At 64.1% G+C, this 22,015-nt stretch carries 15 protein-coding genes; 8 read left to right on the plus strand and 7 right to left on the minus strand.

Going from position 1 to position 22,015, the window contains the following annotated elements; genetic code table 11:
- Positions 1-16 precede the first annotated feature (16 nt).
- From ACQY8M_RS00400 to ACQY8M_RS00420, 5 genes are all read left to right on the plus strand, one after another.
- Positions 17-532, plus strand: coding sequence for a TRAP transporter small permease (locus tag ACQY8M_RS00400; protein ID WP_428668411.1), 516 nt, complete (start codon positions 17-19; stop codon positions 530-532).
- Complete coding sequence (locus tag ACQY8M_RS00405) at positions 529-1,830, plus strand: TRAP transporter large permease (RefSeq protein ID WP_428668413.1); 1,302 nt, start codon at positions 529-531, stop codon at positions 1,828-1,830. Before ACQY8M_RS00400 ends, ACQY8M_RS00405 begins: the two co-directional genes overlap by 4 nt.
- Before the next feature lie 791 nt (positions 1,831-2,621).
- Positions 2,622-3,353: a polysaccharide deacetylase family protein gene (locus ACQY8M_RS00410; RefSeq protein ID WP_428668415.1), complete on the plus strand. Its 732-nt coding sequence runs from the start codon at positions 2,622-2,624 to the stop codon at positions 3,351-3,353.
- Positions 3,350-4,606, plus strand: coding sequence for a putative glycoside hydrolase (locus ACQY8M_RS00415; RefSeq protein WP_428668417.1), 1,257 nt, complete (start codon positions 3,350-3,352; stop codon positions 4,604-4,606). The genes ACQY8M_RS00410 and ACQY8M_RS00415 overlap by 4 nt, the downstream gene beginning before the upstream one ends.
- A gap of 25 nt (positions 4,607-4,631) precedes the next feature.
- The gene (locus ACQY8M_RS00420; protein WP_428668419.1) at positions 4,632-6,875 is read left to right on the plus strand and encodes an exo-beta-N-acetylmuramidase NamZ domain-containing protein; all 2,244 of its coding nucleotides are present in this window, start codon (positions 4,632-4,634) and stop codon (positions 6,873-6,875) included.
- Between the two features lie 150 nt (positions 6,876-7,025).
- On the opposite strand, the gene ACQY8M_RS00425 is transcribed toward ACQY8M_RS00420, so the two are convergent.
- The 3 genes from ACQY8M_RS00425 to ACQY8M_RS00435 all read right to left on the minus strand — a co-directional run bounded on the left by ACQY8M_RS00425 (position 7,026) and on the right by ACQY8M_RS00435 (position 10,812).
- Positions 7,026-8,042, minus strand: coding sequence for an integrase core domain-containing protein (locus ACQY8M_RS00425; protein ID WP_428668421.1), 1,017 nt, complete (start codon positions 8,040-8,042; stop codon positions 7,026-7,028).
- A 71-nt stretch (positions 8,043-8,113) separates the two neighbouring features.
- A complete protein-coding gene (locus tag ACQY8M_RS00430) occupies positions 8,114-8,284 on the minus strand; it encodes a hypothetical protein (protein ID WP_428668423.1) in 171 nt (56 codons plus the stop codon).
- Between the two features lie 323 nt (positions 8,285-8,607).
- Positions 8,608-10,812 carry a protein kinase domain-containing protein gene (locus ACQY8M_RS00435; protein ID WP_428668425.1) on the minus strand — a complete coding sequence of 735 codons (2,205 nt, stop codon included), beginning with the start codon at positions 10,810-10,812 and terminating at the stop codon, positions 8,608-8,610.
- Positions 10,813-11,234: 422 nt separating this feature from the next.
- Between ACQY8M_RS00435 and ACQY8M_RS00440 the strand changes: the two genes are divergently transcribed.
- Positions 11,235-12,095, plus strand: a complete 861-nt coding sequence (locus tag ACQY8M_RS00440) for a peptidoglycan-binding domain-containing protein (RefSeq protein ID WP_428668426.1) — start codon at positions 11,235-11,237, stop codon at positions 12,093-12,095.
- Positions 12,096-12,646: 551 nt separating this feature from the next.
- Here ACQY8M_RS00440 and ACQY8M_RS00445 read toward each other — a convergent pair.
- From ACQY8M_RS00445 to ACQY8M_RS00455, 3 genes are all read right to left on the minus strand, one after another.
- Positions 12,647-13,612 (minus strand): OmpA family protein, encoded by a 966-nt coding sequence (locus ACQY8M_RS00445; RefSeq protein WP_428668428.1) that lies wholly within the window; start codon positions 13,610-13,612, stop codon positions 12,647-12,649.
- A gap of 229 nt (positions 13,613-13,841) precedes the next feature.
- Positions 13,842-14,393, minus strand: a complete 552-nt coding sequence (locus tag ACQY8M_RS00450; RefSeq protein WP_428668430.1) for a hypothetical protein — start codon at positions 14,391-14,393, stop codon at positions 13,842-13,844.
- 154 nt (positions 14,394-14,547) lie between these two features.
- Complete coding sequence (locus ACQY8M_RS00455) at positions 14,548-17,367, minus strand: protein kinase domain-containing protein (protein ID WP_428668432.1); 2,820 nt, start codon at positions 17,365-17,367, stop codon at positions 14,548-14,550.
- Between the two features lie 235 nt (positions 17,368-17,602).
- Here ACQY8M_RS00455 and tssH point away from each other — a divergent pair, with 235 nt between their 5' ends.
- Positions 17,603-20,272: a type VI secretion system ATPase TssH gene (tssH, locus tag ACQY8M_RS00460; protein ID WP_428675606.1), complete on the plus strand. Its 2,670-nt coding sequence runs from the start codon at positions 17,603-17,605 to the stop codon at positions 20,270-20,272.
- A gap of 50 nt (positions 20,273-20,322) precedes the next feature.
- Positions 20,323-20,799, plus strand: a complete 477-nt coding sequence (locus tag ACQY8M_RS00465; protein ID WP_428668434.1) for an Hcp family type VI secretion system effector — start codon at positions 20,323-20,325, stop codon at positions 20,797-20,799.
- 72 nt (positions 20,800-20,871) lie between these two features.
- On the opposite strand, the gene tssA is transcribed toward ACQY8M_RS00465, so the two are convergent.
- Positions 20,872-21,993 carry a type VI secretion system protein TssA gene (gene tssA / locus ACQY8M_RS00470; protein WP_428668436.1) on the minus strand — a complete coding sequence of 374 codons (1,122 nt, stop codon included), beginning with the start codon at positions 21,991-21,993 and terminating at the stop codon, positions 20,872-20,874.
- Positions 21,994-22,015: the final 22 nt, after the last annotated feature.

Below are 22,015 nucleotides of genomic sequence, written 5' to 3' on the forward strand. Positions count from 1 at the left end.
GGCCGGGCAATCTATCGTGCAGCCGCCACGTTCAACAGCGCGCCCGGACCGCGGCGCGCTCGACAGATTCGTCGGTCGACTCGCGCAGGCCTGCGGCGTGTTGGCAGGGCTGGCCATCGTGGCCATCCTGGTCATCGTTTGCGTCGAAACCGTGCTGCGACAGTTCAAGTCCTCCCTGCTGGTGACCGATGAGGTCGCGGGCTACCTCAATGCAACCGCCATCTTCCTTGGCCTGGCCTGGACGCTGCGCGAGGGCGGATTCATTCGGGTAGAGTTCCTATACGACCGTGCGACCGGCGGCCTCAGGCAGACGCTCCGCTGGGTGATCGTGCTGACGGCGTTTGCCTTTACCGCGATCCTGCTGTGGGCCTGCACGCGCCACGTCATCTACGCCTTCAACCGCGACACCCGTGCGGTTTCGATCATCGACACCCCCGAATGGATTCCCCAATCGGTGATGGTGCTCGGCCTGGTCGTCCTGCTGCTCCAGCTCGTGGCATGGATCGTCGGCCGCGTCCGCGACATCCCATGAACCTTGAACTGCTGACCCTGATCCTCGTGGCGAGCCTCGCCATCATGCTGATGGCAGGCCAATGGACGGCCCTCGCGCTCGGCATCTGCGGCGTGCTGGTGCTCTATCTCAGCAAGGGCGTGCTCGGCCTCACCGTCCTGTCGTCGGTCGTCTGGAACAACGCCAACAGCTACATCCTGATCGCCGTGCCGATGTTCCTGCTGATGGGCGAGATCATCCTGCGCAGCGGAGTGAGCGGCTACTTCTACCGCGGCGTCGTCGTTCTTCTCGGTCGCCTGCCGGGCGGATTGCTGCATACCAACATCGCGACCTGCGCGGTGTTTTCGGCGGTCTCCGGCTCGAGCGTCGCCACGGCCGCCACCGTGGGCACCGTTGCCATCCCCGAGATGCTGAAGCGCGGCTACGAGCCGCGCATGGTGTTCGGCTCGCTGGCCGCCGGCGGCACGTTAGGCATCCTGATTCCGCCCAGCATCATCATGGTCCTGTACGGCGCACTGGTGGAGGAATCGATCGCCCGGCTGTTCATGGCCGGTGTCCTGCCGGGGCTTCTGATGGCGGGGATCTTCATGATCTTCATCGCCATCCTGCTACTTTTCAAGCCGCACTACGCCCCGTCGCGCGATGCCGCGGGCGGCAAGCCGCCGGCCGGTGACGTGCTGCACGTCTTCCCCGTCCTCGGGTTGCTGGTCGTCGTCCTGGGCAGCATTTACTCCGGCATTGCCACGCCGACCGAGGCCTCCGCGCTGGGCGCTGCTGGCGCCATCGTCCTGGCGATCGGCTATGGCAGCTTCACGCGCCGCATCTTCAGCGATTCGCTGATGGCCACGGTCAAGACCACCTGCATGGTGGCGCTGATCATCATCGGCGCCCAAATCCTGTCGACCGCGCTCACCTACTCCGGGGTCAGCCGGTCGGTCAGCGAATGGATCATGGGCCTGGGACTGGGCAAGTGGGAGTTCTTCGTCGCCCTGGTCATCCTCTACATCGTGCTCGGCTGCTTCGTCGACGGCATCTCGATGATCTATATGACCTTGCCGGTGCTGCTGCCGGTGGTGAAGGCGTTCGGATTCGACCTGATCTGGTTCGGCGTCATCCTCACCGTGCTGATCGAGCTCGGCCAGATCACGCCGCCGGTTGGCCTGAATCTGTTCACCATTCACGCAATCTCCGGCGGCGCCAAATTCACCGAGGTAGCGATGGGCTCGTTGCCTTACGTAGGCCTCATGCTGCTGGTGATCCTGCTGCTCTGTTTCTGGCCCGAAATCGCGCTGTGGCTGCCCACCACGATGCGTGGGTGACAGGAGATCTCGACCATCCGTGACTATCGCGCCTGGCGCAGGGCGTTCGCCAGTACCACGCCCCGACTAACACGGCGTTGCAGTGTGCAACCGGAATACGACAACATTGCGTCCATCCGGCGCCACCAATCACCTCGCTCGCATCGTGATCCCGTAATGCTAGCTAGAGAACTGAACCGGGCGGAGAAAGCAGCGATTTGGGCAAAGTGAAAATCGTCCCGAGGCGGCCGGTGCATCTCGCGGACGGCCCGATGACGCCGTCGTCGACGGTCGCGAAGAGGCGGTAACGGATAGGCGCCTACGGCCCTCAGCCCTTTGCGTTGGTGGCGCGCGCAACCACCACGCCAAGGAGGAGGATGAAGGTCTCTTCGCCCAAGCGAAGCAGCTGGACCGGCGCGATTTGCCTTAATCTCCCGCGCATAGGAGTGTTCTCTCATCGCATACTAGGCCAGACCTCAACGCTCAGCGTCAGCCTTGGGCGTTGAACCGCAGCGCCTGGACAAAGAAACTGAAGGCAGGCGCCGGCTGGGGCTCGTAGCTCCAGATCCCGCGGTGTCCCGGCCCGTTGCAGGACCGGGCGCTGCGTCGTGCTGTTTGAGTTGCGGCTAATCCGGCCAGCGTCGAATAGTCAGATTCGAAGAACCTCCTCGTACAAACGGACTTGCGCTGGATCAAGGCACGCAGCGCGCCACTGGCGCTGATTGCAATTTATGCTGAATTGTGTTTCCGATTGGCTGGCTCTCCGGCACGCTCGATTCCTGCTATGCGCGGCATTTTCGATCTTCGTGCTGATGCCCTTCGACCGGCCGGCTTCGGCCGCTGAACCGACGCTGCACGTTCCCATTCTCCTCTATCACCGCTTCGGCCCTGCATTGACCGACGAAATGACGGTGACGACGCCGGTGTTCGAGGGGCAGCTCCGGCTGATCCAGGAACGGCGTTACCATGTCGTTCCCCTGCGCTCGCTGCTCGCTTCATTGGGCGATCCGGCGAGCCTGTTGCCGGAGCGCGCGGTGGTGCTGGCCGTCGATGACGGTCACCGCACGGTCTATACAGACCTCTTTCCGCTGATCCGGCGCGCTCGACTCCCAGTCACGCTTTTCATCTATCCTTCGGCGATCTCGAACGCGAGCTATGCGTTGACCTGGGAGCAATTGGCCGAGATGAAGGCGTCCGGTCTGGTCGACGTGCAAGCGCACACATTCTGGCATCCGAACTTCACCGTAGAGCAGCGGCGCCTGGCGCCGGAAGCCTACGAGCACTTCGTGCAGGACCAGTTGACCAAATCCAAGGCGATCCTCGAGCAACGATTGGATGGCACGGTCGACCTGCTGGCCTGGCCCTTCGGCATCTACAATGCCGATCTCCTGCAACGGGCCACCGCGGCCGGCTACGTCGCGGCCTTTTCGATCGAACGCCGTCCGGTCACGCGTGCCGAGAACCGGATGGCGCTGCCGAGATACATTGTGACCGACGCCGATCGTGGCGGCCGTTTCGAGGCGCTGCTGGAGGGTCGGCGATGAAGCTCTTTCGGCAGATGCTCGGGGCCGTCGCGGCGCTGTTGCTGGCATCGTCCGTCCATGCGGAGGAACGATATGGCATCGTCGTCGATGCGGCGACAAACCTGCCGGTCGAGGCCGCCATTGTCACGATGGACGGCCAGACAGTGCTGACCGACGGACGAGGCCAGTATCGCGTCGCCGACACAGCGCTGCCGGTGCAGGTCCGCGCGGCCGGCTATCGCCGGGAGGCGATAACACGTGCAAACCTGCCTGAGCCGATCCGGCTGACACCGCTTGCACCCAAGGCGCTCTATCTCACAGTTTACGGCATCGGCGCACCCTTCCTGCGCGATCCGGCCCTCGAGGTGATCGAGCGCAGCGGGCTCAACGCCTTGGTCATCGATCTGAAGGGCGACCGCGGCTACATTCCCTATCCCAGCGCCCTGCCGCTCGCGGCCAAGAACGGTGCGTTGAGTTTGCGCACCATCCCGGACTTGAAAGAACTCGCGACGACGCTCAAAGCTCGAGAAATCTACCTGATCGCCCGGATCGTGGTGTTCAAGGACGATCCGCTGGTAAAGTCTCATCCCGAATGGGCGGTTCACACCGCCGGCGGGGCTATCTGGAAGGATCGCGAGGGGCTGTCCTGGATCGATCCCTATCGCAAGGAAGCGTGGGACTATACCTTGGGCGTCGCCGAAGAAGCCGCCGCTGCGGGTTTCGACGAGATCCAGTTCGACTACGTGCGGTTTCCCGATGCGCAAGGCCTTGTTTTCGCGCAGCCGACCAACGAGGCATCGCGCGTCGAGGCGATCACCGGCTTCTTGCGCGAGGCGCGGCGACGGCTCACGCCCTACAACGTCTTCACGTCGATCGACGTCTTCGGCTACGTGTGCTGGAATCGCAACGACACCGGCATCGGCCAGCGCCTGGAAGACCTGGCGCCGGTGGTGGACTACATCTCGCCCATGCTCTATCCGTCGAGCTTCCAGTTCGGCATTCCCGGGGTCCGCAATCCCGTGGCGAATCCCTACGAGATTGTCCATCGATCGCTCCAGGAGGCGAAGGCCAGGACGCTCGGTACGGCAGTACGATACCGGCCATGGCTCCAGGCGTTCCCCGACTATGCCTTTGGCGGGCAGCAATTCGGTGCCGACGAGATCGGCAAGCAAACCAGGGCGGCTCGTGATGCCGGAACAATCGGCTGGATGCTGTGGAATCCGCGCAATGTCTATTCGAGCGGCGACATCAAGGCCGAGGCCGCGCTGCGCTGAGGCGCTTCGGTGCATTCTCATCGGTGTGATCTGGCACGTCCTGGTCGCTTGTCTTCCGGCGGCAGCTGCGCCGTTGCCGGCGGAGCGTAGCGACGCGATTGCCGGCGTGGTGCGCGATGAGATCGCGGCCGGCAATCTTCCCGGCGCTGTCGTCGCGCTGGGCGTCCGCGACAGGATCGTACTGCGCCAGGCGATCGGCGAACGCTCCGTGGTGCCGCTTCGCGCGCCGGCCACCGTCGATACGATCTACGATGCCGCGTCCCTGACCAAGGTGATGGCAACGACGGTTGCCATCCTGCAACTCGTCGAACGGCAGCAGATCGATCTGGACCGGCCGGTCGCTGCCTACTGGCCGGAGTTCGCCACGAACGGCAAGGCGGCCATCACCGTCCGCCAGCTGCTGACCCACTATGCTTGTCTTCCGGCGGGCCTCTCGCCGCGCGGCTGGATCGGCCTCGACGGCGCGCTGGCCGCCGTTGCTGCCCTAAAGCCCGTAGCGTCGCCGGGCTCGCGATTCGTCTATAGCGACGTCGACTTCATCGTCCTGGGCGAGCTGGTGCGGCGCGTGTCAGGGCAATCCCTGGACGCCTACAGCGCCGCACACATCTTCCAGCCACTCGGCATGCACAATACCGGTTTCCGGCCGTCGACCGGCCTGCGCGAACGCATCGCGCCGGCCGACATCGAAAGCGGCGTGCTGCGTTGGGGAGAGGTGCAGGATCCGATCGCCTATCGCATGGGAGGTGTCGCGGGTCATGCCGGCCTTTTCACGACCGCAGACGACCTGACCATCTTTGCGCGCATGCTTCTGGCGGGCGGCACAAGCCATGGCACCCGCATACTTCATGCGGAGTCCGTCGCCATGATGACGCGGCCGCAGAGTCCGGTCGGACAGGCCGCCCTGCGCGGCTTCGGCTGGGACATCGACTCGCCCTATTCGCGCTATCTTGGGCCATCTTTCTCACCGCAGTCGTTCGGACATACCGGCTACACGGGCACCGCATTGTGGATCGATCCCGCAACCCGCAGCTTTCTCGTTGTCCTCAGCAACCGGCTCCATCCCGACGGCAAGGGCAACATCCTGCCGATGCTGCGCCGGATCGCAGGGCTCGCCGGTGGGGCGGCGACGGGCGGAAAGCGACAGCACGTGCTGTCGGGGGTGGATGTCCTCGAAGCCTATGACTTCCGGCAATTGTCGGGACGCCGGATCGGCCTGATCACCCACCAGTCGGCCCGGGACTCGGGAGGGCGCCGTACGGCCGATGTGCTGCGCGACGCGCCCGGCGTGAAGCTGGTGGCGCTGTTCAGCGCCGAGCACGGGCTCGAAGCGACACGCGAGGGCAGGATCTCCTCCGGGACCGACCGGGCGACCGGCCTGCCAGTCCATAGCCTCTATGGCGAAACCAGGCGGCCAACCGACGCCATGCTTGCCGGGCTGGATGCTCTGGTCTTCGATATGCAGGACGTTGGCGCGCGCTTCTACACATATGCGACGACCATGGCGTACGCTATGGAGGCGGCCGCTCGACACAAGCTCGATATCTATGTCCTCGACCGGCCCAATCCGATCACCGCAAGCACGGTGCAGGGGCCGATGCTCGATCCCGACCTCACGTCGTTCGTCACTTATCTGCCGATGCCGGTACGGCATGGCATGACGATGGGCGAGCTGGCACGCCTGTTCAACGGCGAGAAGAAGCTCGGCGCCCGGCTGCACGTCATCGGCATGCGCTATTACGATCGGGCGGCGTGGTTCGACCAGACCGGCCATGGTTGGACGCCGCCATCGCCCAATCTGCGCCGCTTCGAGCAAGCCATCCTCTATCCCGGGGTTGCGATGGTCGAAGGTGCCAATGTCAGCGTGGGGCGCGGCACGGACACCCCGTTCGAATTGCTCGGCGCTCCCTGGATCGACGGCACGGCGCTTGCCGCCGCATTGCAGGCACGCGCGATACCGGGCGTCCGGTTCGAGGCAGCGACGTTCACGCCGCGCGACGCGGCATTCGCCGGCCAGCCGTGCCAAGGCGTCCGCCTCAGCCTCACCGATCGCAATCTTCTGGACAGTCCCTCGCTCGGCCTCGAGCTCATTGCCGTCCTCTATCGCCTCTACGGGAGCAGCATTGCGATCGATCGCACACTCGCCCTGGTTGGGTCGCGACGAACGCTCGAGGCCATCAAGGCGCAGGCAAGTACCGCGGAGATCGTCGGGTCTTGGACGACTTCGTTGGGAGGCTTCCGCCAGCAACGCGAGCGCTACCTCTTGTATTAGCTTGCCGGCTCGCTGTGCGCGCCCAGCCCTCGCCTCATGGAAGCGTGGACAGCGTCACCCCAATGATTTGCGCTAGATCAAGGCGCTCGGGTGGAGCACGCAGGATGATGGCAATTGTGCCTGACTATATGCCCCTGTGCCTGCCGAATACTACATCCGACAATATCCATGATGAAGGCCGCCGAGAATCGGCCGCGCGGTAAGCTGGCCGTGCCGCTGGACCGGTCGGCGGTCTGGAGAATCCTTGTCCATGAACAGATGCGTCCGGACTTCATTGTAATAGTCGGCATAGGCACCAAGGATCCGACGCAGATGGGCTTCCCCAAAGACGACGATGTGATCGAGGCATTCCCTGCGGATCGATCCGATCAGCCTCTCCGCATGCCCGTTTTGCCATGGTGAGCGCGGCGCCGTCGGGTGATCCCGGATGCCCATGGCTGCAAGACGCCGGGTAGCTGCGTGGCCGTAAGCCCCGTCACGATCTCGGATGAGGTGGTCGGGCGCTTCGTTCCATGGGAAGGCCTCGGTGATCTGGTGGGCGATCCACTCTGCCGTCGGGTTGGTCGTCACCGTGAGTGATATCAGGCGCCGACGCTGGTGCCTGAGAATGACCAAGACAAACAGCAGCTTGAAGCCAACCGTCGGAACGATCAGGAAGTCCATCGCGGCGATGCCGGCCGCGTGGTTATGCAGGAAAGTCTTCCAAGTCTGCGACCGCCCTCGCCCGCCCTTCGCCATGTACTTGGCGACCGTCGACTGCGCGACATCGATCCCGAGCTTCAACAATTCGCCGTGGATGCGAGGAGCGCCCCAAAGCCGATTGGCCAGGCTCATCTCCCGAATCAGGCGTCGGATCTCCACTGGAATCCTTGGCCGCCCACCACGCGCGCGCGACTTCCAGCGCCAATACAGCCGGAAACCGGTCCGATGCCATCGGATGATGGTGTCCGGCTGAATAATTGCGACGGCGCTCAACACCGATGGGAACAGCCGATAGAGCCACACGAAGAGCAGTCGGTCGGTTACCGCCAACTTCGGCTTCGAAGCAACGCGCCGGCGCAGCACGTTCAACTGATGCCGCAGCAGCACAATCTCGGCTTCCAGCCGCGCCTGCGTCTTGAACGGGGAGACAAGGATGTGCAGGAACAGGCTTACGAACGCCATCATTGTAGCTCAGCCTCCTGATCTCGATCCTCACGCCAGCACGGATGAAGTTTTCGGTAAGGACAACCTGCGCGCTAATACGTCTCGCGGTCGGCGTTGACGAGTGGCGCAAGGCCGATGCCCCGTTTCATCGCATACTCGGCCACCGCGACGCGCAATTTAGTCACCGTCACGGAATGGTTGAAGATCAAGAAATCGACACAGCCGGCTCGCTCAGCAATTTCGCCCAATTGCAGATTCGACAATCGTGGCTATACCCTGTTGCATCCTCGCGCGAGCCAGCCATGGGACGGGGGCGGACAATGCAGCACCTGTGGAAGGGTCGATGAGCTGCATGACAGTAACCGAGGCTTGCGCCAGCTTTGCGAATGGCGGGCTCGGCAGGAACGCGAACCAGGATCGTGCATTCGCTGCGGCTGCGGCGTCGCAGGAGGGACGATTGCTTCGTAGGAGAATATCTGCGGCGGCGCCGCAAGCCAGGTCATTGGTCCGTCCAGCTATCGATCTCGCGATCGAACACCAACGGTATGAGCTTGCTTGCTGGAGGCAAAAAGGTCTGATCCCGCCATCACTGTTTCTGGAACTCGAAGTCGCAGATGATTTCCGGGTGTCGCTGCGACAGCGTCATCCGGTTGCCGCTGACCTGGCCCGACATGGGGGCTTCGCAGGCATTGTTCGCGAACGAACCATCCGGCCTGATGGCCACGCTGCAACTGGCGGTCCTGCTTGCGAAAGCGAAGCCGTAGGAGAAGCTATTGCCCTCCACCGTCACGCCGAAGAACCTCTGGGGCGTACTCGGAATGCACTTCGACCGCACGAGGCTCCAGCGTCCCGCGAACGCTGGCGAGCCCGTGTCGGGGACGCGGCGCGATGGGCTGGCCGCGGCTGTCGTGGGGTCCGGCCTTGCCTGCTCCCGGCGTCGGGCCTCTTCGTCGGCCGCCTTCTTCTGCTCTGCGTCGAACTTCGCGACCGCCGCCGCCGAGTCGCTGATCAGTCGTTGCCGCTGGGCGGCGTCGAGGAATCCGGTCACCGGTAAGCCGCGGGCGGTTTGCCAGGCCGCGATCATCTCGCGCGAGTGAGGACCGAGCACCCCATCGGTGCCGCGCGTGTCGAAGCCCTGTGTGGTGAGCGCCAGCTGGATCCGCTGACGGTCGACGGGGCCGAGACGCAGCGCGGCTTCAGCCGCCTCCGCCGCCTTGCGGCCGAGAGCTGCCGCTGCCTCGGTTTTGGCCTTCTCGGCAGCCTCGGCGCTGCGCGCGACATCCACCGCCGCCGCCTTCCCGCGAGCCTCCTGCTCGGCCAATTGCCGTGCCGCTTCGCGCTGTTCGGCCTCGGCTGCCTGGCGCTTCGCCGCCGCCGCCACCCGGGCGTCCTCGTCCGCCTTCCGTTGTGCCTCCTCGGCAATAGCCTGCTGGCGGGCGTCAGCCTCAACCTGCCGACGGCGAGCTTGCTCCGCGGCAGCCCTGCGCTGTGTCTCCTCCTCGGCTCGCCGCTTCTCGACGGCCGCCGCTGCTGTCGCGGCTTGGCGTTGCGCCTCGTCCTCCACCCGCTGCTTCTCGACAGCGGCAGCTGCGGTCGCGGCTTGGCGTTGCGTCTCCTCCTCGGCCCGCTGCTTCTCGGCCGCGGCAGCCGTGGCCCGACGCTGCGTCTCCTCCTCTGCCTGACGTTTCGCGGCGGTCGCTGCAGCAGCTGCAGCCGTGCTGCGCTCGGCCTGCTGCCGGTCCGCGTCGATGACAGGCGCGTTCTGCGGCGCGAACAGGAACAACGCACCGGCGGCCGCGCCGGCAACGAGAGCGGCGGCGAAGCCGGCAATCGCAGCGAGCCGCCAGCGCGTTGACTCCTTCGCGGCCGGAGCCGGGATTGGCCTCTCGCGCACTTCCGCTGGAAAGAGAAGCGCACGCCACGCGGCGATCGTTTGCGGCCGCGCCTCGGGGCGCACCGCCATACCGCGATCGATTCCGGTGAGCAGCGCCGGCGCAAAGCCCGCAGGCTGGCGTTTCGCCAGCGGGATGCATTTATCCTCGAACGCGCGATCGATCGCGCTCGGCGCCTTCTCGCCCGCTATCGATTGATAGAGCGTCGCCGACAGGGCGTAGATGTCGGTAAAGGGCCCCTGCCGCCCGTCGGTGAATTGCTCGGCCGCGGCATAGCCCGGCGTGAATACCCCGGTCAGCGCCGCCGTGCGATTCGCGACCGCGGCCCGCGCGGCGCCGAAATCGATCAGCGTCGGATGGCCCTCTTCGTCGAGCAGGATGTTGTCAGGCTTGATGTCGCGATGGATGAAGCTTGCCGCGTGGACCCTTTCCAGCCCCTCGAGCAGCGCGCTCAGGATGCGCTCGACTTCCGTCGCTGTAAGGCGCTTCTGCCGTTGCAGTCGGGCGCCGAGCGTCTCGCCGGTTGCCAGCTCCATGACGATGTAGGCGGTGCCGTTGGCTTCGAGGAAGTCATGCACGCGCACAATGCCCGGCGCCCGCCGGAAGCCCGCCAGGGTGCGGCCCTCCTCGACGAAGCGCTGGCGGCCCCAGGCGAAGTCTTCCGCCGCCGCGGTCGAGTTCGGCAGCACGGTGAGGCCGTCGTGGCGGAAGGCAAAGCTGGTCGGGAGATATTCCTTGATCGCGACGTCACGGCCGAGCTGGCCGTCGTGGGCGCAGTAGGTAATGCCGAAGCTGCCCTGGCCGAGGACGCCCGTGACCCTGTAGCGGCCGATCACGGTACCGATCGGTAATGCGAGAAAATTCTGGTTCGATGGCGGAACGAACTTGGTATCGGACATTGGTCCGGCATCTATTGAAGCAGTACGGGGAAGCGTACTGGCACCGTGGCAGCCGGCGACGCCAATGGCAACGGCTCCTGCCGGATCGACATCAGCCCTTTACCGATCCGATCGTCAGTCCCACGCAGGGCTCGCGAAGATGTGGCGCCGATGGAGCTTGCGGGCATTATGCGCAAAGCCATTCCGCCAACTTCTCGAACCCAAATGAGTCGGCGCAGCAAAGGCCGTTAACGGGCTTGCGGCGAGCAGGCGTTGGGCCTTGTGATCAAGATGGCCCCGCCCTACCGTAAGGCCAGTGCGTGGCCTCCCTGCGATATGAGCGGAGCACGCAATGATCGTGGAGGGCTTAGGCGCAACTTCCGGCCTTCCATGACCAGGAGACGACGGTGCCAGCGCAACATAGCCTCGAACGGAGGAGTCTCATGGGCCGGTTGGTCAGACAGGGCTGCAAGGGCGCGGACGTCCGTGCGATTCAGGACGTGCTGAACTTCCATGTTCGCCGGCTTGCCCCTCTGGTGGTGGATGGCGACTTTGGTCCACGGACCCACGCACGAGTGACAGAGTTTCAGAAGTCGAACCAATTGCAGGCGGACGGTATCGTCGGACCTCGGACATTGGCCAAGCTGCTCGAGGAAGAGCAACTGCAGATCACCCTCGCCCTGGTGCCGCAAGCGGGATCGACGGTCGGCGGCTCACCGCGTGGCATCCAGCCGCCTCGCCTGATCCCGCCATTGACGTTGCCGCCGCTGACGCCGCCGTTCGTGACACCCTTCTTTCTTCCCCCTGACTCGTCTTCCCGCATTCCGGTGCTGACACCCACAGGTCAGACCCTGAGCTTCCTCACGACGGCGCCGGCCCGGAATGATCCAATCGATCCGGCGACGCGCAGCTTCAACGAGATCATGCGGCTCCTCGATCGTCTGCCGCAGTCGTTTCCTTTCCGCGGGACGATCATTGGCGCCGTGCCGAGGCCTGTCCGGAAAGTCGGACCTCTTCAACTCGACCCGGTCTCGCCCATGAGCTTTGGCTTCCAGTGGGGCGTCAAGCCGCTGTTTGACCTCAAATCGATCGGCCCGCCCATCCAGTTCACGGTCGGCGGCGGCGTGAACGCCCGCTACATCCTGAAGCTGATCGACAAGCCGGGATCAACGGTGCCTCAACTCGGCCTGTTCGTGCAGGGCGACTTCAAGGGCACGATAGACTGGACGAGCCAGACCGCAGAGTCGCGACCGCAGATCGATCTCAAGGGCTCGATTCTCGGCGGCCTCCAGGGCCGTTTCTAGGGCCACATGGGCCATCGGAGTTGTTGCGGACGCGCCGCCGGCTAACGCGGCGCACACTGCCCGGGCGCCTGCACGTCGCATTCCCCCTCCGTCAGCGTAGGACCAACCGCCGAAAGTCGTGATCCTCAGATTGGCAAAGATCCCTCGCTGCGCTCGGGATGACAAACTTTGTTGAATGAAATCCGAGGGTGTTGTCATCCCGAGCGCAGCGAGGGATCTTTTCTGCTGAGGCTCAATATTTACGGCAGTTGGTACAAGACGCTGATACCTCCCCCGCCGCGCCTCAGAAGGCGCTTTGAGGGGGAGGGAATTGGAGACGAACTCAACTCATCATGCTCCAGGAGACGCGGCGACACCGGCGTCGTCATCTTGCCACCCTCGCATCATCGGCCAGGCGCGGCAAAGTAGATGAAGTCAGGCTGGAAAATTTCTGAGCTTCATGAGAGCCCGGCAGGTGCGCAGGCTCTTGGTTTCAATGACCATCGAACGGAGTGTGCGCCCGTCGACGCGCTCCGGCCTTAGGGTCGCCTTTCCACTAGATGTCGTCGGTCTTACTGGATCACGATCTCGACACGGCGGTTCTGCGGCTCGCGCACACCGTCGGCGGTCTGCACCAGGAGGCCCGCCTCGCCGCGGCCGATCACCGCGATCGCCGTCGCCGGCACGCCTTCACGCACCAGCGCGTCCTTGACCGTGTTCGCACGGCGCAGCGACAGCGCCATGTTGTAGTTTTCCGGGCCCGACGTGTCGGTATGGCCGGTTGCCGTGATGCGCGCGCTGCCCTTGGTCTTGTAGGCACCAGCGGCCTGACGGATCGTGTTCAGCGCCTGTGCCGACAGGTTCGAGCGGTCCCAATCGAAGAACACCATGAACGACGGAGCGGCTGCCGCGGGCGGTGGGGGCGGCGGCGGTGCGGCTGCCGGTGGAGCGAACTTGTACTGCCCGCCGATAATGGCGACGATATTATTGTTGGGAGCCGTAACGCTGACGCCCGCAACATTAACCGTCGGTGACGTGGTCCCGATATAGCGGCCCTCAAGAAAGATGCGCCACTGGCTGTCAATGTTCCATGCGCCACCGACGAGCCCCTGATAAGCGAATTGAGCACTGTCGAACGCGCCGCTTGTGCTGACTAGCGCGAGGCCCGCGCCCGCACCAACGTACGGGGTAAATGTAGCAGCCGGGAAAAAGTCGTAGAGGACCTTGCCCATGAACTGCAGTTGACGGCCGGTTGCATAAAACGTCCCGTTCGGAAGGTTCGCCGTGATGGGAGCTTGACCGTAAGCGACCTCCAGTTCGACGCGTGGGCCCACGAAGTCATAGCCACCAATCAATGCACCCAGGCCGAAACCGATGCCACCTGTGATGCTGCCCCCCACAGAGGACGTCGAATTGAGGTAATTCTCAAAGCCTGCACCCGCCCCTACATAGAACCCCGGTTGCGGGTTGAAATCCTGGGCTGCGCTGATCGATGGCAACAGCAGCAGCGCTCCCGCAACGTACACTGATTTTTTCATCAGGCTTGCCTTTTTTGTAAGGTCCAAATATCGCATTATATATGAGAGGTCATCAACTACGCTATATTTTCTGGCGAAATCTGAGATCGAGTGCGGGGCCGTGGCCAAACTGCAACAAGTTGTTGCGCCAGCCCCAGCTATTGTCAGGAGCGTACTAACGAGCGCCGTGTCGAGATTCCGGTTGAACAGGGCGAATCGCGAATGGCAGGTGAGTGATAGAGCCTGTTGCTCACTCCCTCACCTTGATGGCGTCGGCAATAAATTCCACCTCGCTCAGCGGTATGGGCGTGGCGGACTCTCGGCAGAATGCGGCACCGAGAATCCAATTTAGTTGCCCAGAGCGGCCCGAACCGTTGCGTATGAAGCCTATGCATTGGCGTTGCGCCCGCGAGAACGTCACATAGTGATCGCCTGCCCGGCTGGCGGTATATGCCCAGCCCCCGGCGCCCGCCGTGAGGTTCTTTAGGGGATCCGCCGTCCGCAGCCAGTCCACCGCGTTCGAACTGGGCACGGGGCTCAGTCCGCCCACGCCATGCGCCTCCACGAGCCGATAAAGTCCGATCGCAACTTCGCTCTTCATATCGGTATAGGTGAGCCGCCAACTCTGGACCGTTCCAATGCGGAACGTGCGGATATTGGAGGTCCAGCACTTGCTGAACTGAACGCCGTAAACCGGCGCCGTCGCACACGGGATCTCGTTGTTGAACACCCAGGAGTTCTGGGCATGCGCCGATCCGACGCCGCTCACCAGAACTGCAATTCCCGCCAGCAACACCGTCACGGAAGCGCGCCACCGCAGGCTGGCCAACGGCCCTCGCTCACTACCGAACCTTCTCCACCTCAAATCAGACAGCTCCCGATCCCAGCAACAGCGTGCCGACAATCACATAGGTTTTCCTGGCCAGCAATCGTGCAGCATGGAGCATCCGCAGCGCTCAGCGCGCCGGACTGAGCCCCCACGGGCAGGAGGTCGCGCCGGGGAAGTCCATGCGGCGGCCTGATGAATCCTGGCACGTGATGCCACCTGAATAATTCGACCGCGACGGTGTGGCGGCCGCGGGCGCCACGGGAGATGGCGCGGCGCTGGCGCGCGCTTTCGCGGCGGCATCAGCCTTCCTGAGATCGTCGTCATATTTCGCGATGGCCGGTGCAGCCTCGCTCAGCAAAGCCTGCTGTTGCGCCGCCGTCAGAAATCCCGTTGCCTGTTGGTTGCGCGCCTTTTGCCATGCAAGGACCATCTCGCGGGAGCGTGGTCCGAAAACACCGTCCGCGCCCTGCGTATCAAAGCCGAGCGAGGTCAGGGCCACCTGAAGCCGCTGACGTTCGAGTTGTGAAAGCCTCAATGCAGTCTCTGCCGTCTCCGCTGCCTTCCGGCTGGCCGCATCGTCTTTTGCCTTCTGACGGGCCTCGACGTCGGCCTTTGCCTTCGCGTCCGCATCGGCCATTTGCTTGGCTTCGGCCTCTGCCCTGGTCTCTGCATCCGCCTTTGCCTTAGCTTCCGCCTCGGCCTTTCGCTTGGCTACGGCCTCCGCCATTGCCTTGGCCTCGGCGTCGGCCTTTGCCTTGGCGTCCGCCTCAGCCCTTCGCCTGGCCTCGGCATCCGCCAGCGCCTTAGCCTCCGCGTCCGCTTTTGCCTTGGCTTCCGCCTCAGCCTTTCGCCTGGCTATGGCCTCCGCCATTGCCTTGGCCTCGGCGTCGGCCTTTGCCTTGGCTTCCGCCTCAGCTCTTCGCCTGGCCTCGGCATCCGCCAGTGCCTTAGCCTCCGCGTCCGCTTTTGCCCTGGCTTCCGCCTCAGCCTTTCGCCTGGCTATGGCCTCCGCCATTGCCTTGGCCTCGGCGTCGGCCTTTGCCTTGGCGTCCGCCTCAGCCCTTCGCCTGGCCTCGGCATCCGCCAGTGCCTTAGCCTCCGCGTCCGCTTTTGCCTTGGCTTCCGCCTCAGCCTTTCGCCTGGCTATGGCCTCCGCCATTGCCTTGGCCTCGGCGTCGGCCTTTGCCTTGGCTTCCGCCTCAGCCCTTCGCCTGGCCTCGGCATCCGCCATCGCCTTGGCCTCCGCGTCCGCTTTCGCCCTGGCTTCCGCCTCAGCCTTTCGCCTGGCCTCGGCATCCGCCAGTGCCCTGGTCTCCGCGTCCGCCTTTGCCCTGGCTTCCGCCTCGGCCTTTCGCTTGGCTATGGCCTCCGCCATTGCCTTGGCCTCTGCATCCGCCTTTGCCTTGGCGTCCGCCTCGGCTTTTCGCTCGGCCTCGGCCTCCGCCATTGCCTTGGCCTCGGCGTCCGCTTTTGCCCTGGCTTCCGCCTCCGCCTTTCGCATGGTCTCGTTATCAGCCTTCTGCTTAGCCGCGGCCTCTGCCCTTTCCCTTGCCTCGGCGTCCGCTTTTGCTTCGGCCTCCGCCCTCTGCCTGGCTTCGGCAAGTGCCCGGGCTTCTGCCTTCTGCTTTTCGTCGGCGTCCGCCTTGGCTTCCGGGCCCGTCTGGGCAGCGTCTTCGCGGCTTCTGCCATCCTGCGGCTGAATCACGGGCCGTTGAAACGATTGCGTCGGGAACATCAGATAGGCGCCACCCGCGACAGCCAGGATGGCCGCCGACACTCCTCCCAGCAGCACAAGCTTGTTCATGCCGGCGATGGCTGCCTTGAACGAGGCAAGTGGCGAGGCCGACGTGTTGGCCCGCATTGCCGCCGCCGGCCGATCCGCGATCTCTGGCCGACCCGTGATCGGTTGCGAGTCCGCGACTGGCGTCGGCTCCACGACTGGCAACCGGCCGCCAGGCGGCAAGAGACGCACGCCGGGCTTTGGCCTTTCGAAGACGGTTTCATCGCCTCCCGGCGCAGCGACCGGGAACAAAATCTGGCGCCAAGCCTCGATCGACTGGGGCCGATCCTTGGAACGCAACGCCATGCCGGCGTCCAGTCCGCGGAGGGTATCCTGCGAATAACCCGTGAGATCGAGCGCCGTCAGCGGTTGGTAGCCGTCGTTCAGCGCTCGTTCCAAGGAACTCGGCGGCGCCTTGCCCGTGATCGCGTGATAAAGCGTGGCGGATAGACTGTAGATATCGGTCCAGGGGCCCTGCCTGTCGGACGTAAGTTGCTCGGCCGCGGCATAGCGGGGCGTGAAGACCGCGGTCATAGCCGCGGTGCGATCGGCCATCGAGGAACGCGACGCGCCAAAATCGATCAATATGGGATTATTGCCGACGTCGATGACGATGTTTGCCGGCTTGACATCGCGATGCAGGAAACCGGATCTGTGAACCGCCTCGAGACCATCAAGCAGGCAGTGCAGCAGGCGTTGGACGATTGCCGCCGGCAGCTTGCCCTCGCTCTGAAGACGCTGCTCGAGGGTGTCGCCACGCGCCAACCCCATGACCATGTAGGCCGTTCCGTTGGCCTCGAGGAAATCATAGACGCGAACAACGGCCGGAGCGCCCTCGAGGGTTGCCAGAATGCGGGCCTCTTCGAGAAACCGCTCGCGCCCCCAGATGAAGTCCTCGGCGAACTGCGTCGACCGGGGAACGACCGTCGTTCCGTTCTCGCGCAAAGCCAAAGTCGTCGGCAGATATTCCTTTATCGCCACTTCGCGGCCAAGGGTCATATCCTTGGCGTAGTAGGTAATCCCGAAACCGCCGTGCCCGAGGACCGACAACAATTCATAGTTTCGCAGCCGAGATCCTACCGGCAACGTACCGCGCATTTCGTTCGGGGCGTCTGCCTTTGTCTCGGCCGCCATTTCCTGCATGACCCCAAGGGCGTTCAGCGCCACTCAGAGTAAGCGTTGCGCTAATGGAGCGTCAACCTTAAGGCCCAATCACATGCTGCAGGAACCATAACCTCCTTCGCTTGTTGTGTTCTTTTTGTGATCAAAATGTGACTGAAAAAAGGGCACGCGTGCTCATGCGGCGAATCTGCTTGTCGAGCACACTTCGCTCCCAGATAGTTGCGCGATTCATGCGGCACCGGTGGTCCATCGTGATGTGCCCAGAGGATTCGAAAACGACGTGCGACCTATAGAGCTGAAACCGCTGATCGGACGTCTGAATGACATATGCCGTCGGGCCCTCGAGGGGGCGGCGGGCGCGACAGCCCTTCGAGCGCATTACAATGTGGAGATCGAGCACTTCCTGATCGCCCTGATCGAACGGGCGGACACGGACCTTTCGGCGATCCTGCGACGCTGGGAAATCGATCCCGCGCGCTTGCTCGCGGACCTCACCAGATCGCTCGATCGCATGAAGACGGGAAATGCGCGCGCTCCCGCGCTCTCGCCCGATATCGTCGAGATCGTGAAGCAGGGCTGGCTGCTGGCTTCCGTGGAGCAGGGCGCCAATCGAGTGCGTTCCGGACACCTGCTTTGGGCATTGCTTGCCGACGACATGCTCGCGCGACGCGCTATTGCCTCGTCGGGATACCTGGCCGCCATTTCGCCGGATTCGTTAAAGGCCGAGTATTCGACGATCTGCGCGAACACGGCCGAGACGGCGCAGGCGACGACACAGGCCGTCGGCTCGGAGGGCGCAGGCACCGGCGCGGGCGAGACTCGGCCAGGGAGCTCGGCGGCACTCGACCAGTTCACGATCGATCTCACGGCGCAGGCCAAGGCCGGCAAGATCGATCCCATTCTCGGTCGCGACGCCGAAATCCGGCAGATGATCGACATCCTCACGCGTCGGCGGCAGAACAACCCGATCCTCACGGGCGAAGCAGGCGTGGGCAAGACGGCTGTCGTCGAAGGATTCGCGCTCCGCGTGGCGTCCGGCGACGTTCCGCCGGCACTCCGAGACGTGACTCTGCGCGTGCTCGATCTCGGGCTGTTGCAGGCCGGCGCGGGCGTAAAGGGCGAATTCGAGAATCGCCTCAAGTCGGTGATCGACGAGACCAAGGCCAGTCCCAAGCCCATCATTCTCTTCATTGACGAAGCTCATACACTGATTGGTGCCGGCGGCCAGGCCGGTCAGAACGATGCCGCCAATCTCCTCAAGCCGGCGCTGGCACGCGGCGAGCTGCGCACGATCGCGGCGACGACCTGGGCGGAGTACAAGAAATACTTCGAAAAGGACGCCGCGCTGACGCGTCGCTTCCAGCCGGTAAAGGTAGAAGAACCGAGCGAGAAGATTGCCACGGCCATGCTTCGCGGCCTGGTGTCCGTCCTCGAAAGCCATCACAAGGTACGCATCCTCGACGAGGCAGTCAGCGATGCGGTGAGGCTTTCGGCGCGCTATATTCCCGCCCGTCAGTTGCCGGACAAGGCCGTCAGCCTCCTCGATACCGCTTGTGCGCGCGTGTCGATGAGCCAGAACGCAATGCCCGCACCGATCGACGATTGCGAGCGGCGGCTCGGTCTCATCGACACTGAGCTGAGGATCATAGAGCGCGAGACGGCCGCGGGGACAGACCATGCCGCTCGGCGCGCCGACCTGTCGGCCGAACAGCAGAGCATCAGCGACGAGTTGGCAAAACTGAAGGAGCGCTGGGAGGCCGAGCGTGCCCTGGTGGCGCAGATCGACGCCGTGCGTTCCAAGATCGATGCCGCGATAGCGACCACGAACTCGGCCGCCGATGGCGATGGGGGCAGCGACACCCAGGCCCTTCGCGCCGGACTGGGCGAACACGTCGCTCGCCTGCGCGCACTGCAAGGCGAGCAGCCCCTGATCTTTCCAGTGGTCGACGGCCAGGCGATCGCAGCAATCGTCGAGGCGTGGACCGGCATCCCGGCCCGCCGCATGCAGGCGAACGAGATTCGCACGGTGCTCAATCTTCGCGAGGCGATGGAACGCCGCGTCGTCGGGCAAAGCCATGCGCTGGAGGCCGTCGCTCAATCGATCCGCACTAGCCGCGCGGGATTGACCGATCCCAGGCGGCCGGTCGGCGTGTTCCTGTTCGTCGGCACCTCGGGCGTCGGCAAGACCGAAACCGCTCTCACCCTCGCTCAGCTTCTCTACGGCGGTGAGCAGAACGCCACGACGATCAACATGGCGGAATTCAAGGAGGAGCACAAAGTCAGCCTGCTGATGGGCAGCCCGCCCGGCTATGTCGGCTACGGCGAGGGCGGCGTCCTCACGGAGGCCGTTCGGCGGCGTCCGTACAGCGTGGTGCTTCTCGACGAGATGGAGAAGGCCCATCCTGGCGTCCAGGACGTTTTCTATTCCGTCTTCGACAAGGGGAACATGAAGGACGGCGAAGGCCGCGACATCGACTTCAAGAACACCGTCATCATCATGACGAGCAACGCCGGCACGGACCTGATCAACAAGCTGTTCGCGGACCCTGACACGGCGCCGGATGCGGCAGGGCTCGCCGACGCGCTACGGCCCGAACTGACAAAGTTCTTCAAGCCGGCTTTCCTCGGACGCGTGACCCTGGTCCCGTATTTCCCGCTACCGATCACGATCATACGCCAGATCGTGGCGATGCAACTCGAAAGGATTCGCACACGGGTGCGGGACAGCTACCGCGCGACGTTTGAGTGGACGCCGGAGCTGGCCGACGCGATCGCTGCGCGCTGCACAGAAAGCAGCTCGGGCGCCCGAAATGTCGAGAACATCCTGACACGCACCCTTCTTCCCGAGTTGTCCGCCGAAGTGCTGGCCCGCCTAGCGGACGGCCAATCGATAAGCAGGGTCAGGGCAAGCCTAAGTACGGATGGGTTGTTTTTCTTTGCCATTAACTAACCGCAAAAGGGCGTTCCTGTTCCTGAGCGGCTTTTCAACGGAGGTCGACAATGCCTATCTACATGAAGTTCGGCAGCATTGACGGTGACGTGACCACTGACGGCTACAAGAACTGGATCGAACTGAATTCGTTCCAGTACGGCGTCGGCCGAGCCGTCTCGAGCGGTGCCGGCGGCAACACCCGGGAAAGCTCCGCCCCGAACGTCAGCGAAATCGTCGTTACCAAACATTTCGACAAGGCCTCCGCCAAGCTCTACCAGGACTCCGTGGCGGGGACGTTCGACACCAAGGTCGACATCAAGATGAACACGACCACCAAGAATAAGACCGAAACGTTCCTGACCTTCGAGCTTTCGGATTGTGGCGTCAGCAGCTACTCGCTCAGCTCGGGCGGAGACAACCCCATGGAGAGTCTCTCGCTGAATTTCCTCAAGGTCATGGTAACGCCTACGCCGCTCGACAAGTCCGGTCAGATCAAGAAGGGCGATGTCGTGTCGTACGATCTGCTGGCGATGAAGGCCAGCTGAGGCCGGCCGATCGGCGTCATGCGTCGGTATAAGCCGGTGCCAATCCTGGCACCGGCGATTGTCCTTTCAATGTCAGGATTCGCCGGGCGGCGGCTTGAGGCCGACGCTGGTCAGCAGCGAATGGCGTGCTGTCTCGTCGGCAACGAGTTCCGCAATGAGTTCCGGCCAGCCCAGGCGGGCTCTTCGCACGGCTTCGTCGAGGGTAAAGCCGATCGGCGAGCCGGGCTCGTTGCGCATGAACCAGCCGGCGATCTCGGTAAGCTGACGCAGCGCCTGCTCGCGTCCGTTGATGGCGCCCGGCGCCACGCCAGCCACCGAGCCGCCGGCCACCGCGCCGCCGGCCAGCGTCACAGATCCCTCCGCTGCTCCTGCCAAGGCAGATTCCTGAATTCCGTCGGCCGGCGCAAATCGGCTGCAGGTTTCCAGCACGAATTCGAGGAGTTCGCGCACCCGATTGGCCGGAGGGCTTGCCTGCCCGGCTTTTTCGTCGAAGGCGCGCTCCATCTCTCTCCACGATGTCAGGGCCTTCGCGATCGCGTCACGCTGCGCCGACCAATGCGCGGCGCCGGCAAGCTGTGCTTCCTTCTCGACCTCCTCGAACGGCAGCACGCCGGAGTCGATCCGCTGGGCACGTCGCACCGGATCCGTGATGCCGGAGAGCTCGACGGCCGCCTGGTATTGCCAGACGCTGAAGGCAGACCCGTCGGATCGACGAAACAGCGTGATCTTTCGCAAGGGCTGCATCAACGTACCGTCGATGCCCTGCCCCGAGAGGCCGGCGACGGCGGCGACGCGGGGCTCCATGTCGTCTTCCTCCGGCAGCGGGTACAGGCCATCCCAATAGCGCTCGACGAGCCCGGCGATGACCGAGGCTCCCGCCATGAGACCTTGCGGTCCGGCGATCCTTACCAGGCCTTCCGTCAGCCAGGTGGCGACCTCCAGATCTTTGGCGTTTGCCTTCAGAGCTTCGATCGCAAGCTTCACCACGGGACGCCAAAGCGTCGGCGGGCTGTCGTCGCCCCCCAGCGAATCAGCCTGCCGCTCGGCGTCGCGCGCCTGCGCCCGGGCATCGCGCAGGCGAAAATAGACGGAGGTCGGCGCGAAATCCTGCCGAAGATCGACGCCCGTCGGCTGGTCGCCGGCCAAGGGGGCCAGTATCGCTTCGAAGTCGGCCGTCTCGAGTTCGGGAATCATCGGCTGGGGCACCCGTGGGACT

The organism is Reyranella sp. (assembly GCF_965279465.1).
Classification (GTDB): Bacteria; Pseudomonadota; Alphaproteobacteria; order Reyranellales; family Reyranellaceae; genus Reyranella.

Excerpts from the sequence above, each read along its gene's own strand:
- ACQY8M_RS00405 (WP_428668413.1), top strand. The coding sequence starts at position 529 with ATGAACCTTGAACTGCTGACCCTGATCCTCGTGGCGAGCCTCGCCATC.
- ACQY8M_RS00410 (WP_428668415.1), top strand. The coding sequence starts at position 2,622 with ATGCCCTTCGACCGGCCGGCTTCGGCCGCTGAACCGACGCTGCACGTT.
- ACQY8M_RS00415 (WP_428668417.1), top strand. The coding sequence starts at position 3,350 with ATGAAGCTCTTTCGGCAGATGCTCGGGGCCGTCGCGGCGCTGTTGCTG.
- ACQY8M_RS00425 (WP_428668421.1), bottom strand. The coding sequence starts at position 8,042 with ATGATGGCGTTCGTAAGCCTGTTCCTGCACATCCTTGTCTCCCCGTTC.
- ACQY8M_RS00435 (WP_428668425.1), bottom strand. The coding sequence starts at position 10,812 with ATGTCCGATACCAAGTTCGTTCCGCCATCGAACCAGAATTTTCTCGCA.
- ACQY8M_RS00440 (WP_428668426.1), top strand. The coding sequence starts at position 11,235 with ATGGGCCGGTTGGTCAGACAGGGCTGCAAGGGCGCGGACGTCCGTGCG.
- ACQY8M_RS00445 (WP_428668428.1), bottom strand. The coding sequence starts at position 13,612 with ATGAAAAAATCAGTGTACGTTGCGGGAGCGCTGCTGCTGTTGCCATCG.
- ACQY8M_RS00465 (WP_428668434.1), top strand. The coding sequence starts at position 20,323 with ATGCCTATCTACATGAAGTTCGGCAGCATTGACGGTGACGTGACCACT.
- tssA (WP_428668436.1), bottom strand. The coding sequence starts at position 21,993 with ATGATTCCCGAACTCGAGACGGCCGACTTCGAAGCGATACTGGCCCCC.